At 58.4% G+C, this 16,179-nt stretch carries 16 protein-coding genes and 1 tRNA gene; 12 read left to right on the top strand and 5 right to left on the bottom strand.

All coding sequences use genetic code 11. From position 1 onward, the window contains the following. The first annotated feature begins 65 nt into the window (after positions 1-65). Positions 66-965 (top strand): LysR substrate-binding domain-containing protein, encoded by a 900-nt coding sequence (locus ACR0MV_RS20770; protein WP_480703577.1) that lies wholly within the window; start codon positions 66-68, stop codon positions 963-965. Between the two features lie 26 nt (positions 966-991). Here the strand turns inward: ACR0MV_RS20770 and ACR0MV_RS20765 are convergent, their stop codons facing one another. Then, a complete protein-coding gene (locus ACR0MV_RS20765; RefSeq protein ID WP_480703575.1) occupies positions 992-1,513 on the bottom strand; it encodes a ZrgA family zinc uptake protein in 522 nt (173 codons plus the stop codon). Positions 1,514-1,752: 239 nt separating this feature from the next. Here ACR0MV_RS20765 and ACR0MV_RS20760 point away from each other — a divergent pair, with 239 nt between their 5' ends. The 10 genes from ACR0MV_RS20760 to speB all read left to right on the top strand — a co-directional run bounded on the left by ACR0MV_RS20760 (position 1,753) and on the right by speB (position 12,764). Further along, the gene (locus ACR0MV_RS20760) at positions 1,753-3,027 is read left to right on the top strand and encodes an imelysin family protein (RefSeq protein ID WP_480703574.1); all 1,275 of its coding nucleotides are present in this window, start codon (positions 1,753-1,755) and stop codon (positions 3,025-3,027) included. Between the two features lie 70 nt (positions 3,028-3,097). Beyond that, positions 3,098-3,391, top strand: coding sequence for a (2Fe-2S)-binding protein (locus ACR0MV_RS20755; protein ID WP_480703572.1), 294 nt, complete (start codon positions 3,098-3,100; stop codon positions 3,389-3,391). Beyond that, entirely contained in the window at positions 3,339-3,824 is a 486-nt protein-coding gene (gene bfr, locus ACR0MV_RS20750; RefSeq protein ID WP_170468789.1) for a bacterioferritin, read from the top strand. The genes ACR0MV_RS20755 and bfr overlap by 53 nt, the downstream gene beginning before the upstream one ends. 43 nt (positions 3,825-3,867) lie before the next feature. Beyond that, positions 3,868-5,325, top strand: coding sequence for a di-heme oxidoreductase family protein (locus tag ACR0MV_RS20745; RefSeq protein ID WP_480703571.1), 1,458 nt, complete (start codon positions 3,868-3,870; stop codon positions 5,323-5,325). Positions 5,326-5,328: 3 nt separating this feature from the next. Further along, positions 5,329-6,339, top strand: coding sequence for an imelysin family protein (locus ACR0MV_RS20740; protein ID WP_480703570.1), 1,011 nt, complete (start codon positions 5,329-5,331; stop codon positions 6,337-6,339). A 3-nt stretch (positions 6,340-6,342) separates the two neighbouring features. Further along, the gene (locus tag ACR0MV_RS20735; protein WP_480703569.1) at positions 6,343-7,428 is read left to right on the top strand and encodes a DUF1513 domain-containing protein; all 1,086 of its coding nucleotides are present in this window, start codon (positions 6,343-6,345) and stop codon (positions 7,426-7,428) included. Between the two features lie 100 nt (positions 7,429-7,528). Continuing rightward, positions 7,529-9,418, top strand: a complete 1,890-nt coding sequence (speA, locus tag ACR0MV_RS20730; RefSeq protein WP_480703568.1) for a biosynthetic arginine decarboxylase — start codon at positions 7,529-7,531, stop codon at positions 9,416-9,418. A 25-nt stretch (positions 9,419-9,443) separates the two neighbouring features. Beyond that, entirely contained in the window at positions 9,444-10,667 is a 1,224-nt protein-coding gene (locus tag ACR0MV_RS20725; RefSeq protein ID WP_480703567.1) for a saccharopine dehydrogenase family protein, read from the top strand. A gap of 88 nt (positions 10,668-10,755) precedes the next feature. Next, positions 10,756-11,925 (top strand): carboxynorspermidine decarboxylase, encoded by a 1,170-nt coding sequence (gene nspC, locus ACR0MV_RS20720; RefSeq protein WP_480703566.1) that lies wholly within the window; start codon positions 10,756-10,758, stop codon positions 11,923-11,925. Beyond that, positions 11,922-12,764 (top strand): agmatinase, encoded by an 843-nt coding sequence (speB, locus tag ACR0MV_RS20715; protein WP_480703565.1) that lies wholly within the window; start codon positions 11,922-11,924, stop codon positions 12,762-12,764. The genes nspC and speB overlap by 4 nt, the downstream gene beginning before the upstream one ends. Here speB and ACR0MV_RS20710 read toward each other — a convergent pair. After that, complete coding sequence (locus ACR0MV_RS20710) at positions 12,761-13,351, bottom strand: HD domain-containing protein (protein WP_480703563.1); 591 nt, start codon at positions 13,349-13,351, stop codon at positions 12,761-12,763. The two genes, speB and ACR0MV_RS20710, sit on opposite strands and share 4 nt — an antisense overlap. A 101-nt stretch (positions 13,352-13,452) precedes the next feature. Here ACR0MV_RS20710 and ACR0MV_RS20705 point away from each other — a divergent pair, with 101 nt between their 5' ends. Next, positions 13,453-14,289 carry a LysR family transcriptional regulator gene (locus tag ACR0MV_RS20705; protein WP_480703562.1) on the top strand — a complete coding sequence of 279 codons (837 nt, stop codon included), beginning with the start codon at positions 13,453-13,455 and terminating at the stop codon, positions 14,287-14,289. On the opposite strand, the gene lptF is transcribed toward ACR0MV_RS20705, so the two are convergent. The 3 genes from lptF to ACR0MV_RS20690 form a co-directional block, all read right to left on the bottom strand. Further along, positions 14,280-15,416 (bottom strand): LPS export ABC transporter permease LptF, encoded by a 1,137-nt coding sequence (lptF, locus tag ACR0MV_RS20700; protein WP_480703560.1) that lies wholly within the window; start codon positions 15,414-15,416, stop codon positions 14,280-14,282. The two genes, ACR0MV_RS20705 and lptF, sit on opposite strands and share 10 nt — an antisense overlap. A gap of 193 nt (positions 15,417-15,609) precedes the next feature. Continuing rightward, positions 15,610-15,753 carry a hypothetical protein gene (locus ACR0MV_RS20695; protein ID WP_170427297.1) on the bottom strand — a complete coding sequence of 48 codons (144 nt, stop codon included), beginning with the start codon at positions 15,751-15,753 and terminating at the stop codon, positions 15,610-15,612. 307 nt (positions 15,754-16,060) lie between these two features. After that, positions 16,061-16,136, bottom strand: a tRNA-Trp gene (locus ACR0MV_RS20690). Between the last annotated feature and the right edge of the window lie 43 nt (positions 16,137-16,179).

Raw genomic sequence — 16,179 nt, 5'->3', positions numbered from 1 at the left:
ACATTAGCCTGCTGAAATGCGTTCGTGACGGTTGAAAAAGGTGATGTTTTGGATAAACACAGTTTATGCATCAGCTCTGGAAAACAGTCTCATCCTCAAAGCATCTGGTATATTTTGAGGCGGCCGCGCGGCTGCAATCGATTACACGTGCAGCGGATGAAATGAATGTGAAACAACCTGCTGTCAGTGCGGCGATCAAGCAATTGGAGACTGCGCTTGGCGTACAGCTGTTCCATCGCGAGCACCGGAAAATCGTCCTGACTTCGGCGGGGTCCAAGCTGTACTCGGATGTTTCGCGCTCATTCGATCAGATTCTAAACTCGGTCAACGCCGTGCGCCAATTCACAAAAAACGACCATGTGACTTTGAACGCCTCATCTGCGTTCAACTTCTTCTGGATGATGCCAAAGCTGCAGGAGTTTCATCAAACGTTTCCGGATATTGACCTCAGGCTGCAGTCCAGCGACCGCGAGCCCGACATCGTTGCCGAGAACATCAGTCTGGCCATTCGCCGTGGCAAAGGAACGTGGGAAGGGTGCAACGCGGCATTGATTGCCAACGAGGTGCTGTGTCCCGTCGCCAGCCCCGTGGAGATTGAGACGCGCGGTCGGCCAGCCAACGTCGAAGACCTGCTGCGGCATCGATTGATCCACCTTGAAGAGCCGACGCGTGAACGCCCCGGCTGGGTCCACTGGTTCGATGCATTCGGCGTCACGCAAAAACCGCCCGTTTCCGGTCTTAGGCTGAACGATTATGCTCTGGTACTTCAAGCAACTCTGGCAGGCGAAGGGTATGCGTTGGGGTGGAGTCATCTTACAACCCCGATGGCGGAACGCGGGTTGCTGACAGCGTTGGAGGATTGGAGTTGGGAGACCGGTTATGGGTTCTATCTGGTCTGGTCCGACTACAAACCGTTGGTCGATAATGCGAAACGCGTTCGCGACTGGATGCTCAGCAAGGTGTGATTTGGGGCGCTCGGACGAACCCCAAGTTACAGGCCAAGGTCAGGCTGGCTGCGCGTGACATCATACGCAAGGTTCTCACCTGATCGAGACACCTGAACCATCAGTTTTTGAGCATTTTCGAACCGGTCGAAATAGCCAAACCGGATACTCGCCAATGCGGCCATATCCTGACACTGAATCACGTAGTCGGCCAGAAACTCGCTATGTTGCTCGGCAGAGGTGTTGGCCGTGTCCTGCCCCAGCCCCTCACCCGACAAGGTGACATTGGCCGAGACGGCTACACATGCCGCTTCTTCGGACGGCACGAACAGACCCAGAGGTTTTGAAAGGTCAGATATCGCAACGGCGACCAACGCACGGTCGTTGTCGGTCTCGGCAGGCCCCTCAAAACCGACAATGTCAGCGGCGGGCACCGCGAGTGACAAAGAAAAAGCCTCATCCGAAAATGCGATATCCAAGTGCCCCACCCCGTGCTCATGAGAGGCACCCTGCACTTGCGTCAGTGCAACCGCCGGGGTCAGGATCAAAGCAATCGCTGCGCATTTCATGGACAAAACACCATCCACCAAGGAATCACAGATTTTATTCTAGTCCGATTCAAATGCCGTGCAATCGCAGCCGAGTGCGTGCTGACTCGCTAATTTCGGGGATAGACCCAGTAAAACTGCGGCATTTAATTCCGACAATAAAACTCAGGTTGACTTAACTTACCATTTCACTCAGTTTTGCCGCAAATGCGTCGCAACCGCGGCGGTTTGGAATTTTTCTGACTGGAAAGTGTCACCCAATGACCAAATTTTTTGCAGCCACCAGCGTATTGGCCTTAGGTTTCGCGACCGCCGCAGTTGCAGGCGACGCCCCACCCTCGAAGGCTGAAGTTCTGGAAACCTACGCGGACATCGCCGAGGCCAAATATGACGACAGTCTGATCGCGGCCAAATCGCTGCAAGCGGCTGTGAACGCCCTGATCGCCGATCCGTCGGACGCGACCCAGAATGCAGCACGCGCCGCGTGGGTTGCGGCCCGCGTCCCCTACCAGCAGACCGAGGTTTACCGGTTTGGCAACGCGATCGTGGACGATTGGGAAGGCAAAGTGAACGCCTGGCCACTGGACGAGGGCCTGATCGACTATGTGGACGCCTCTTATGACGGCCCGACCGATGAGAACGAGTTTGCCGCGCTGAACGTCATCGCCAACCCGTCATTCGAACTGTCCGGCAAGACCATTGACGCCAGCACCATCACCCCCGAGTTGCTGGGCGAAACCCTGCACGAGGCAGATGGAATCGAGGCCAATGTCGCCACCGGCTATCATGCCATCGAATTCCTGCTGTGGGGTCAGGACCTGAACGGCCACGGTGCCGGCGCAGGTAACCGTCCCTACACCGATTTCGTTCAGGGCGATGACTGCACCGGCGGAAACTGTGACCGTCGCGCCCAGTACCTGAGCGCAGCAACCGAGTTGCTGGTCAGCGATCTGGAATGGATGGCGAACCAGTGGAAACAAGGCGGAGCAGCGCGCGCCGAACTGAACGCGAACGAAACCGCGGGTGTCAGCGCGATTCTGACCGGCATGGGTTCGCTGTCCTACGGCGAGCAGGCGGGTGAGCGTATGCGCCTTGGCCTGATGCTGAACGACCCCGAGGAAGAGCATGACTGCTTCTCGGATAACACCCACAACAGCCACTACTACGACGGACTTGGGATCGAGAACGTCTATCTGGGTCATTACACTCGTATCGACGGCACCCCGGTTGGCGGTGCGTCGCTGTCCGACCTCGTGATCGCAACTGACCCGTCACTGGATGCCGAGATGAAGGCCAAACTGGCCAAAACGATGCGGGCTCTGGGTCAGATCAAATCGACTGCGGAAGCTGGGTTTGCCTATGACCAGATGCTGGAGCGCGGCAATGAAGGTGGCGAAGATCTGATCATGGGCGGCGTGAACGGCCTGGTTGATCAGACCAAAACGATCGAACGGATTGTGACCGCCCTGGAACTGGATCAGATCGAATTCGAAGGATCGGACAGCCTCGATAACCCCAACGCGGTATTCCACTAAGACCCCGAAGTGCAGAGGCGGCGGACATGCGTCGCCTCTTACCCTAACCGGACGAAAAAGCCTGACAGCCATGATCGTATGCCACTGCACGAACATCTCGGATACTGACATCCGCGCAGCTATCGACTGGATGCGAACCGCCGACCCAGACACGGTGATCACGCCCGGCAAAATCTATCATGCGCTCGGAAAGTCAGCGGATTGCGGCGGATGCATGCCCCTTTTCCTAGACACAATGCGCGCAAGCGATAATCTGAAAGTCCCCATGCAGCTTCGTGCGTTGCGCACCGGAGTATCACAGGAGAATGCAGATGAAGGGCGATCCCAAAGTCATAGAATACCTCAACAAATCTCTGCGGCATGAATTAACGGCAGTCAGCCAATACTGGTTGCACTACCGTCTCCAGGAAGACTGGGGCCTTGGGCACATGGCCAAAAAAAGCCGCGAAGAGTCCATCGAAGAGATGGAGCACGCGGACAAGCTGATCGAACGCATCATCTTTCTGGAAGGCCACCCCAACCTTCAGAAACTCGACCCGCTGAGGATCGGCCAAAACCCCAAGGAAACGCTGGAATGTGACTTGGCGGCAGAGCTGGACGCCCGCGCTCTTTATGCCGAAGCGCGCGACTATTGCCGCGAGGCAGGCGACTATGTCTCTATGTCGCTGTTCGAAGGATTGCTGCGCGATGAGGAAAGCCATATCGATTTCCTCGAAACGCAGCTCGACCTGTACGAAAGGATTGGCGAAGCCAATTATGCGCAACTCAACGCATCGAAAATGGACGAAGGCGAGTAAGCTCGCCCTGCTAACGGTGGCCGCCCTGGCGGCCACCCAATCCATGTCAGCTGAGCTGCAGGATCTGCACGTCAACACCCTTCCCAGAACCCAAGACGAACAGGCCAGGATCGCGCGGGTGACCGCAGCGCCGACGGATTTCAGCGTGCCGCAACCATTCGAAGACCTTCCAGCCGGGGCCGCCACCGTTCGCGCGCGCACAGACGCCGATGCGTTTTCGCAGCCGTCAGGCAATCTGAGCTTCGAGCAAGAGCTGGATTTCAAGGTGGGCAACGGCCTGTTTAAGAAAATCTGGGTGTCTTCTCCGTCCTCGACCCTGGCCTCAGACGGGTTGGGCCCGCTCTACAATGCGCGTTCGTGCCAGCGCTGCCACATTAAGGACGGGCGCGGCCACACGCCGAATGGCCCCGACGACAACGCCATTTCCATGTTCCTGCGGGTCTCGATCCCCGGTGGCGCCGACTTTGCCGAGATCGAGGACTATATCGCCACCCAGCCCGATCCGAATTACGGCGGTCAGATGCAAGACCTTGCCCTGCCCGGTCATGCCGCAGAGTACCGGCTGGACATCACCTATGAGGATGTTCCGATCACTCTGTCCGATGGCGAGACTGTCACCCTGAGGCGTCCGATCTACCGGGCCGCCGATCTGGGTTATGGCCCGCTGCACCCCGATGCGATGCTCAGCCCGCGCGTCGCCCCGCAGATGATTGGATTGGGTTTGCTCGAGGCGATCCCGGTTCAGGACCTGCTGGCAAATGCGGACCCCGAAGATGAAGACGGAGACGGGATTTCGGGCCGCCCCAACATCGTATGGGCCATCGAATATGGTACCCCAATGATGGGGCGGTTTGGTCACAAGGCTGGGATGCCGACTGTGATGGAACAATCCGCAGCCGCGTTTGCCGGGGATATTGGCATCTCAAACCCCCTCTACCCCGCGGCTTACGGGGACTGCACCCCAGCCCAGGTCGAATGCGTCGACTCCCCACACGGCGATGGGGACGACCGGGTATTCGAGTCCGACCAGACCGGAATGGATCTGGTTTCATTTTACAGCCAGAACCTCGGGGTTCCGGCCCGGCGCGACGTCGACGACCCGCAGGTTTTGCGCGGCAAACAAGTGTTCCACGATACCGGCTGCGCATCTTGCCATACGCCGTCCTTCGTTACCCACCGCATGGAAGACCGGCCCGAGCATAGCTTTCAGCTGATCTGGCCCTACACGGACCTGCTGCTGCATGACATGGGCGAAGGTCTGGCCGATAACCGCCCCGAAGCGCGCGCCACCGGGCGCGAGTGGCGCACACCACCGCTGTGGGGGATCGGTTTGACCGAGCAGGTGTCGGGGCACACCCAGTTCCTGCATGACGGACGCGCGCGCAATCTGCTTGAGGCGATCCTCTGGCATGGGGGCGAGGCGCAGACCGCCCGCGACACCGTTGTGGCAATGCCAAAAACCGACCGTGATGCCCTGATCCGTTTCTTGGAAAGTCTTTGATTGATGCGTGCCATTGTACTTGCCTTATCCCTGACATGGCCCCTTGGCGCGTTTGCCCAAGACCGCGGGCCCATCCTGGTCGATACGGTTAACGCCCATATCCTGCCCGGCTATGCCGCCCTGTCCGAAGCTACCCAAGCACTGGCGGCCACAGCGCAAGCGGATTGCGATCCGACGTCGGCCACGCTCCGCACGGCCTTTCACACGGCATTTGATGACTGGATTTATGTCAGCCATCTGCGCTTCGGACCTTCTGAGGCCGAGGACCGCGCGTTTGCACTGGCGTTTTGGCCCGCCACCAAAGGCTTCACGCCCAAAGCGCTCACAGGGCTTATCTCCACCGAAGACACCGCGATCCGATCTACTGAGGCTTTTGCCGAAACATCCGTGGCAGGGCGGGGATTTTTCGCGTTGGAGCTGATGCTCTATGACCCGCAGTTTTTCCAACTGGGCAGCGAAGACTACCGCTGCGCGCTGATCCAGGCGATGGCCGAGGACATCAACCTCAACGCACGCGCAATCGATGCGGATTGGGAGGGGTATGCTGCGAACCTGACATCTCCTGGTGAAACCAGCCCGTACCGATCCGAAAACGAAGCCATGCAGGAGCTTTACAAGGCCCTGATCACGGGCCTCGAGTTCACGGCAGAAACCCGTCTTGGCCGCCCAATGGGAACCTTTGACCGCCCGCGCCCGAAACGGGCCGAGGCCCGACGGTCCGAGCGTTCGCTGCGCCATGTGGAGTTGTCCCTGACAGCTCTGCGCGATCTTGCCGCGCGTTTGTCGGCGGACCACCCCGACATTGCGGCTGATATGGATGATGCTTTTACCGCCGCCATTGAGCGGGCGCAGTCTTTGGACGACCCGGCCTTTGAGGCGGTAGCTACAGCGCAAGGACGCTTCCGTATCGAAGCGTTGCAGCAGTCCATCAAGGACATTCGTGCCATCGCCTCGACCGAACTGGGTCCGACACTGGGCATCAGCGCCGGGTTCAACTCATTGGACGGGGACTGAGCGATGACCAGCCGCCGACACTTTCTGGCAGGACTGGCTGCAGCCAGCCTAACGCCGATGCGCGGTTGGTCGGCAATCGGCGCGCCAGATTACCTGGCCGCTGCGCTGTTCCCGGACGGGTCATATCGTCTTGCGGGACTGGATCGGGGCGGCGACATTCTGTTCTCGCTGCCATTGCCCGCGCGGGGTCACGCTGCAGCAGCGCACCCTCATCGCGCGCAGGCCGTGGCGTTTGCGCGCCGCCCGGGGACCTTTGCGATCATCATTGAATGCGCCAGCGGCACTCAAATCGCGCAACTAGAGGCCCCGACAGGCCGCCATTTCTATGGTCACGGCGTGTTCTCGACCGATGGAACACGGCTGTTCACCACAGAAAACGACTTTGAATCTGGTCAAGGCGTGATAGGCGTCTGGGATACCGAAGACTACAAGCGGATCACCGAGTTCTCCTCTGGCGGGGTCGGGCCGCATGATATGCGCCTGATGCCTGATGGCAAGACGCTGGTCGTGGCAAATGGCGGGATCGAAACCCATCCCGACACAGGCCGGACCAAGCTGAACCTGCCCGTCATGCAACCTCGCCTGACCTATCTGGATCAGTCAGGCGAAGTATTAGAGCAGGTCGCACTGCCGCGGGCCTTGCACAAGAACTCGATCCGTCACCTGGCCGTGCGCGCCGACGGGCTGGTCGGGTTCGCCATGCAGTGGCAGGGCGACACATCGCAACGCCCACCACTGCTGGGTCTACATCAGCGGGGTGATGAGCCCAAACTGCTCAGCGCGCCCGAAGCAGATCAAAGCACGCTGCAGGGCTATGCCGGTAGCATCGCGTTCTCTGATACCGGAGATACCGTTGCCATCACCTGCCCGCGCGGCAACGCGTTGCATCAATTCCGTGTATCGGATGGCCAGCTTGTCGAGGCCTTCCCGCTGGATGACGTCTGCGGCCTGGGAACTGGGCCGAACGGCTTTGTGTTCACTACAGGCACCGGTGTTGTGGGGCAGCTAACGGCCACCGGGGCCAAAATCGCAACCCGCTCGGATTGCCAATGGGACAACCACCTGATTCCAATTCGCGCTGCAGCCTGAATTCCCCATTTCCCGTCACATAGATTACACTTGGAAGAATCGAATTGCTGCCGTATTGGCGGGCGCGAAACTGGCACCCTCTCGCGAAGGATAGACTTGATTGAAACACACGCCCGACGCACCGCATTCCATCTACGGGGTTGAGAAATGGGGCAAAGGCCTCATCGAGGTGACGGAGCAGGGCGAGATCGGTCTGCGCAACCCCATGGTGCCCGAGACCGACGCAATCAGCCTGCCCGGCATTCTAAGTGATCTGGACGACCGGGGCATCAAGGCTCCGATGGTGCTGCGCGTGTCGTCTTATCTGGAACATGAAATCGCGCATCTGAACGAGAGCTTTCGCGATGCAATTGAACGCGTAGGCTACAAAGGTAGCTATCGCGGCGTATTCCCGATCAAGGTGAACCAGCAGGCACAAGTTGTGGACCGGATTGTCGAGTTTGGCAAGAAGTACAACTACGGGCTCGAGGCCGGATCCAAGCCCGAATTAGTGGTCGCACTGGCGCACCGTCTTGCCAGCGAAGCGCTAATCGTCTGCAATGGCGTTAAGGATGCCGAGTTTATCCAGCTTGCCATCCTCAGCCGCAAGATCGGGTTCAACACCGTCATAGTTCTGGAAAGCCCGAAAGAGGCGGACACGGTGATCGAGGTCTATAACGAGCTGGGCATCGAACCTCTGATCGGCGTACGGGTCAAACTGACCAACCAGATCAGCGGCAAGTGGGAGGAAAGCTCGGGCGACCGCTCGGCCTTTGGCATGAACACGGATCAGCTGGTCGCGACCGTGGACAAGCTGAAAGAGGCTGGCCTACTGCATTGCCTCAAGCTGCAGCACTCGCATCTGGGCTCTCAGGTGCAGGACGTCAACGACGTGCGCCGCGCGGTGGGCGAGGCGTGCCGCTACTACACCGAACTCACCCGCGAAGGCGTACCGCTCAGCCATTTGGACCTCGGCGGTGGTATGGGTGTGGATTATACCGGCGAGAAGAAGGCCGCCGAAAACTCGATCAACTACACGGTCGAGGAATACTGCGCCAATGTGGTCGAAACCGTGGCCTACGCGATGGATGAGGCTGAAATCGACCACCCAACGCTGGTCACCGAAAGCGGGCGTGCGGTCGTGGCGACGTCGTCGATGCTGGTTTTCAACGTTTTGGAAAGCACACTTTACGACGCGCCAAACGGCCCCGAGGTGGAAGCGGACGATCACCACATGGTCGCCGACCTGGCTGCGGTGCATAGCTACCTCAGCAAAGATCGCCTGCAGGAGTGCTGGAACGACGCCACCTTTTACCGCAACGAGTTGCGCGCCCTCTTTCGCCGCGGCTATGTCGACCTGCGCCAGATGGCCCGCGCGGAACGCATCTATCTGTCGCTCATGGCGCGCCTCAAATCGCTGGCCGCCAGCGATGATCTGGAAACGGATGTAGACGATCAGCTTGAAAAGGTCGCCGATATCTATCACTGCAACTTCTCGCTGTTCCAATCCCTGCCGGACGTCTGGGCCATCGACCAACTTCACCCGATCGTGCCGCTGCAGGGCCTGAACGAAACGCCAGACCGCCGCGCGGTGCTAAGCGATATCACCTGCGACAGCGACGGTAAGATCGACCGGTTCATTCTGGCGGACGGCGTCTCGCCTAGCCTGCCAGTGCATTCCCTGCCCGACGAAGATGAGTACTTCATGGGCGTTTTCTTTGTCGGTGCCTATCAGGAAACTCTGGGCGATCTGCACAACCTGTTTGGTGACACCAATGTCGTCACGATCGACCTGCGTGCCGACGGAGGCTTTGACCTGCTGCACGAACAAGAGGGCGACACAATCAGCCAGGTCCTGTCCTATGTCGAGTTCGACCCGCAGGACTGCGTCGCCGCCTTCCGCAAAATGGTGGACGAGGCGATCTCGACCGGTACTCTGAAAGCCAAGGACCGCAAAACCCTGATGAGCGCCTACCGCGACTCGATCAACGGCTACACCTATTACGAATAACCCCCTGTGAGAGGAGATTACCCCCATGGGTTCTTTGACTGGAAAAACACTGGTTGTCGGCGCAGGCGGCGTATCCCACGCCGCAGTGCACAAGATGGCGATGAATTCGGATATCTTTACCGAGATCACGCTGGCCAGCCGTACGAAATCGAAATGCGACGCCATCGCCAAGGCGGTGAAAGAACGCGTGGGCGTTGATATCGCGACCGCCGAGCTGGACGCCTACAAGGTCGAGGACACGGTCAAGCTGATCAAGGAGACCGGCGCGGAAATCCTTGTGAACCTCGCCCTGCCCTATCAGGATCTGGTGTTGATGGACGCGTGCCTTAAAGCCGGCATCCACTATCTCGACACCGCGAACTATGAGCCAGAGGACGAGGCTAAGTTCGAGTACCACTGGCAATGGGCCTATCAGGAGCGGTTCAAAGAGGCCGGCCTGACCGCCATCCTCGGCTCAGGCTTCGATCCGGGCGTGACCAGCGTGTTCGCCAAATGGCTGAAAAAACACAAGCTGGACACGATCCGTCAGATCGACGTGCTGGACGCCAATGGCGGCAGCAACGATCAGGAATTCGCCACCAACTTCAACCCGGAAATCAACCTGCGCGAAGTGCTGGCCGAAGTCCGCCACTGGGAAGGCGGCGAGTGGAAACACTCCCCCGCCATGACCCACAAGGTCGAATTCGACTTCCCCGCCATCGGCCCCAAGAACATGTACCTGATGTATCACGAGGAACTGGAGAGCCTCAGCACCCACTTCCCCGAGATCGAGCGCGCCCGTTTCTGGATGACCTTCGGCGACGCCTACATCACCCACGCCAAAGTGCTGGAAAATGTCGGCATGACCCGCATCGACCCCGTGATGCACGACGGCAAAGAAATCATCCCGATCCAGTTCCTGAAAACCCTGCTGCCTGATCCCGGCGATCTTGGCGCGGAAACCAAGGGCAAGGCCTGCATCGGCGACATCGCCACGGGTCAGGCCAAGGACGGCTCCGGCGAGAAGACCTATTACATCTACAACATCTGTGATCACGAGGAATGCTACGCCGAAGTCGGCAGCCAGGCCGTCAGTTACACCACTGGTGTCCCAGCAATGATCGGTGCCGCACAGGTGCTCAAAGGCAACTGGACCGAGCCGGGAGTGTGGAACATGGAACAGCTCGATCCCGACAACTTCATGGACATGCTCAATGAACACGGCCTGCCGTGGCAAGTGCATGAGCTCGACGGACCCGTCGACTTCTGATCCGCTTTAGCTTCATCTGGCTAAAAAAAACCTCGGGGGGTCCGGGGGGCAGCGCCCCCCGGCTTCTCCACAATCGGAGGCGCCTGACATGTCCGACATGATGACCACCCAAGCCGGAGATGCCGGAGCCTTCCGCAGCTTCGACCTCAACCGCGTACCTACACCTTGCTTCGTCGTTGACGAAAAGGCCGTCGAACGGAACCTGAGCATCCTGGCTGATGTCGGCAACCGATCAGGCGCGCATGTCCTCAGCGCGCTCAAGGCGTTCTCGATGTTCTCACTTGCCCCGCTGGTCCGCCAGCACCTTGGCGGCACTTGCGCATCGGGCATCTTCGAGGCGCGGCTTGGCCGCGAGGAATACGGCGGAGAGGTCGCCACCTTCTGCGCCGGGTACAAGGACGCCGATATGGACGAAATCCTGTCCCTGTCCGACCACATCATCTTTAATTCTCCGACGCAAAAAGACCGGTTCCTGACCAAGGCCCAGACTGCGGGCGTTAAGGTGGGCCTGCGCATCAACCCGGAACACTCCGAGGGCGAGATCCCAAAATACGACCCCTGCGCACCGTGTTCTCGCCTTGGCACGCCAGTCAGCCAATTGACCGCTGAGGCCCTGACCGGCGTTGACGGCTTGCACATGCACACCCTTTGCGAACAGGGGTTCGAACCGCTGCAACGTACATGGGCTGCGGTCGAGCCCAAGTTGAAACCGTTTCTCGATCAACTCAAATGGCTGAATTTCGGCGGCGGCCACCACATCACCCGCGATGACTATGACCGCGACGGGCTGGTCGAATTTATCAAAACGATCCGTACACGGCACAACGTCGACGTCTATCTTGAACCCGGTGAAGCCGTGGCGCTGGACGCTGGAATTCTGGTTGGCGAAATCCTCGACCTTCCAACCAATGGCATGACCCTCGCGATCACCGATATCTCGGCCACCTGCCACATGCCCGACGTGATCGAAGCGCCCTATCGCCCCGCCCTGATGGATGAGGCTGACGCAGGCCATACCTATCGACTTGGCGGTCCGTCCTGCCTGGCAGGCGACGTGATCGGGGACTACACGTGGGACCAACCGCTGGAGATCGGCCAGCGCTTTGCCTTCCTTGATCAGGCCCATTACTCAATGGTCAAAACGAATACGTTCAACGGCGTGCCTTTACCGACGATCGCATTGTGGAACAGCGAAACCGACGAACTGAAGATCATCAAACAGTTCGGCTACGACGACTTTAAGGACAGACTCTCATGAGCATTTTCCTAGACAGTGAACTGACCGCATCCGAGCGCACCGAGGATGCCCGGTTTCGCGTAATCCCTGTCCCTCTGGAACGTACGGTTTCATATGGTTCCGGCACCGCCAAGGGCCCCGAGGCCATCATTGAAGCCAGCAATGAACTGGAACGGATCACCGGCCACGCCGAGCCTTGCGTCGAAGGCATCTTTACCGAAGACCCACTCGACTGCGCGGGGCCCCTGCCCGAGGTTATGGATCGCCTCGCCCAACGCACCGAAGCCGCCGTCCGCGCAGGTAAGGTACCGGTGACCCTGGGTGGAGAGCATTCACTGAGCTACGGTGCCGTGGTGGGTGTTGCTCGCGCTTTGAACCAGCCCGTTGGCATCGTTCAGATCGACGCACACGCCGACCTGCGCAACGCGTATCAGGGTGAGAAGCATTCGCACGCGTCGGTCATGCACCTGCTGGCCGAAGAGGGCATCCGTCTGGCCCAGTTCGGCGTCCGTGCGTTCTCGACCGAAGAAGCAAAAAGTCGTCTGAACAATCACGTCTTCCACGTGGATGCCGAAGAATTGGTGACCGGTAACATCCATTCGGTCGACCTGCCCGAGGATTTCCCCGAGCTGGTCTATGTCAGCTTTGACGTCGACGGCCTGGACCCATCACAAATGCCTGCGACAGGTACGCCCGTTCCTGGTGGTCTGGGATACTATCAGGCGCTACGGCTGGTCGAGCACGCGCTCAAGGGCCGCAAGTGCGTCGGCTTCGACGTCGTCGAACTGGCCCCGGACGGCAATGCCGCTTGGGACTTCACCGCCGCACAGATAGTCTACCGCCTGATGGCCGCCTGTTAACCCTCGGCCGTTTCGTTCAGCTCCATATGCCCCTCGCCCTTGTTCAAGACGCGGCGCAGCATGGGCTCGAAGAACTCTAGCGGCTTGGTGGGATAGTCCGGGTCGAACGCCTTTTGATCGTATTCATGGCAGAAATAGCGGCAGTCCTCCCAATAAGGGCTGTCGCGATATTTGTCGCGGGCATTCCGGTCCCCACCCAAATGGTGGTTGTAGTAGTACCCCTGAAACACACAGTGGTGTTTTAGAATCCAATAGGTTTTTTCGCTGACATAGGGCTTCATCATCGCCGCTGACAGCTCACCATGGTTATAGGGGGACAGAATATCGCCCGTATCGTGGATCAGGGCGGCAACGACGATCTCTTCGTCCGCCCCATCCTCATATGCCCGCGTCGCGGCTTGCAGGCTGTGCTGGTAGCGGTTCACAGGGTATGGCGTCCAGTCTTCGTCCAGCGACCGAATAGCGTCCAGAATACGGTCTGGCAGGGCTGCATTGTACGCCTCTTCGTATTCCATAACGGCGTCCCAATCGGCTTTGGTCGCCTCTTCAAAACTAGTCCAGGTCGGTTTGTGGCTTTTGTCCAGCATGGTCGTTCCTCGCGCTGATCTGCTGGGTCGAATATAGACCAAATTCCACCGCTCAAAAAAATGAATTGATTTTATCATTGCGATCAAAAATTGTTTTCGACATGCAAATCAAAGCTCTTGAGACATTTCTATGCGTTGCCGAAACCGGCGGATTCCACGCCGCGGCGCGCCGGCTGAACGTGACACAGACTGCAGTCAGCGCCCGCATACGCCTGATCGAAGAGGAAACGGGCAAAGTGCTGTTCACGCGCGGCGCGGGCGGCACCAATCTGACCGAGTTCGGTCGGCAGTTTCGCCCATATGCGGAACAGATGATGTCGCTTTGGTCCTTTGCCTCACGCGATCTGCTGGGGCAGACGCAAAACCGCGTCGCCTTGCGCCTGGGTGCCCAGTTGAGTGTCTGGGATCCGTTGCTGGTCGATCTTGCGGTACGTTACGAACAGCGCCACGGACAGTTGCTGCTGACCCTGAACTACGATCACGACCTGAACATGGTCGAAGCAGTGGCAACCCACGTGCTGGACGCGGCCCTGACGCATGAGAAACCGTCCGATCCGCGTGTTCTGCATCAAGAGCTCGCCCCGGAACGCCTACTGTTGGTCGAAACACCCGAGGTCGGAAATGATCCGATTTTTGTTAACCTGGAGCTGGGTGAGGTCTATCAGGACCACGTGCGATCTGCAGCGCGTAAAGCGTCTGCCCAAACAGTCTTTCTGGGCAATTGCATGATGGGTTTGCGCTATGTCCTAAGGCGGGGCGGAACAGGGTATTTCCCCGAATATGTCATTCGGGACCACATGGAGAAAGGCCAGCTGAAACCTGTGACTGGGGCGCTGGACCTGATGCTGCCGCTTTACCTTGTGACCCGACGGGACAGCGACGCGTTCGAGGACGTAGCTGCCAGCCTCAGCGATCTGCGCAGCACAGATCAGGCTTGAGACAGCGTGCCATTCGCCCCACGGCGGCTACGGACCAAAGGACGTCCGGCAATCAGCAGGAACAGGCAGGAAATCAGAATTCCGATGATTGCTGGTAGGTACAGCAAAAACCATAGGTCAGGATCATCGATTACAACCGGCGAAACAAATCCCCGAACGCCCTCTAGCAGGACAAGGATAACGAAAGCCCCGAATATCTGCGGCCACAGACCGAACCGCGAGAAACTGCCCAGCATCAATGTCGAGAATCCGGCCATTGCCACTGCGACACAGATAGCAATCCATGAAAACCGCTGATGCAGTTCGTCGATCAACTCACCCTCGGTGTAGTACTCATTCTCCATGATCGCTTCCCGGTCTTCCAAAAGCGCAAAGGTCGGGATTGCCTCGAGGCTGCGGCGGGTGATCGTATCCGAATTCGTCAGGTCGGAAATGTCGTATGAGGCATCTTGAAACAGCGTCGAGGACAAAGTCCGGCCCTCTTGATTCAGACGCAGGGCGATACCGTCCACCATCACCAGGTGAATGCCGGTGCCACTATTGACCAGATAGGCTGTCTTGCTGGAGTAACTGACAGGGTTTGTTTCGTCGCGGCGGTCGGACACGAATACTTCGGACAGTGTGCCGTCCAGGGCAATCTCTCCGATGTAAACCGTTACGCCCTGCGTGGGATGCAAGAATTCGCCCTCGTTTAACAGCTGAGCGGTCACATCTCCGGCAACTTCGGCCTGTCGTTGCTCCAATTGCTCGACCGATGCCGGGCGCAGAAAAACACTTATGGCCGCCATCATCAGACCGGTCAGGATGCCGAACACGAACACGGCGCGCGCCAGTCTCCAGGGGCTGGATCCGGTGGCCAACATCACCGTCATCTCGCTTTCGCGGCTCAGGCGGTTGGTGGCGTACACAGCCGCGGCGAACACGGCCATTGGCATCACGGTCCGGATCAGGGTCGGCAGGGTCAGAGCGGTGAATTCCAGAAACACCATCGCGGATTGTCCGCCGCTGATCACTCGATCAAACAGGCTGACGGACCGGGTGATCCAGAAGACACCCACCAGAACAAGGGTGAAGAAGCCGAACAGAATCAGCAGTTGCCGCAGGAAATAACCATCAAAGCGCGACATGAACCCTCTTCCGCCTGTCCGTTGTGGGCAGGACCATATGCCATTCCAACGACGTAGGAAACCGGGATTGATCCTTTGTCCGCAAGGCGCGGAACGAATGGGCGTTCGCGCAAGATGCGGTTGTGAACCTGATCAAATACAAAACCCGCCGTGAGAGGCGGGTGTCACTCAAAATTCTTTATTTCAGAACCATTTAGAAGGTCAGGTAGTGATGGGCACCAGTCACAACAACAACGGACGCAGCGATCACCAAAACAGACGCATAGTCGGTTAGTTTCAGCTTACGCTTCTTGGGCTCCATCGTCCATTCAGCCCACTTCTTTTGGTCTTCTGTCATTTCAGCTTCTTCGCCATACGCCATCAAAACAACCTTTCACTCGACATCACCATGCCACCAAACTTTTGCCAGTATTTTGACACAAAGTTGATAAATCAAGTAAAAACGCCGTGTTCATGTAGGGTTAACCTTCGGGTCAGCACGCTGCATGCGTTCTGCAAAGCTCACAAAGGCGCCTATTCTTTCAGAAATCCTCGCACGCCTGCCCCTCTTGGCCCGATTGCAACCTATGAAACTGCCAGCTGTGGTGCGCCCATACAATTGAGAACTGTCGGCAACAACCGGGTTCATTGTTTCTTGGGAGGAATGGCAGGGGCAGCAGGGTTCGAACCCGCGACCTACGGTTTTGGAGACCGTCGCTCTACCAACTGAGCTATACCCCTAAGGTGCGCCTCAGATATGCCAGCCGCGCGGCGGACTCAAGAG

It is taken from the genome of Ruegeria sp. BC3 (genome assembly GCF_056539265.1).
Note: the sequence above shows the minus strand (reverse complement) of the source record. Positions and strands in the feature narration are given on the sequence as shown.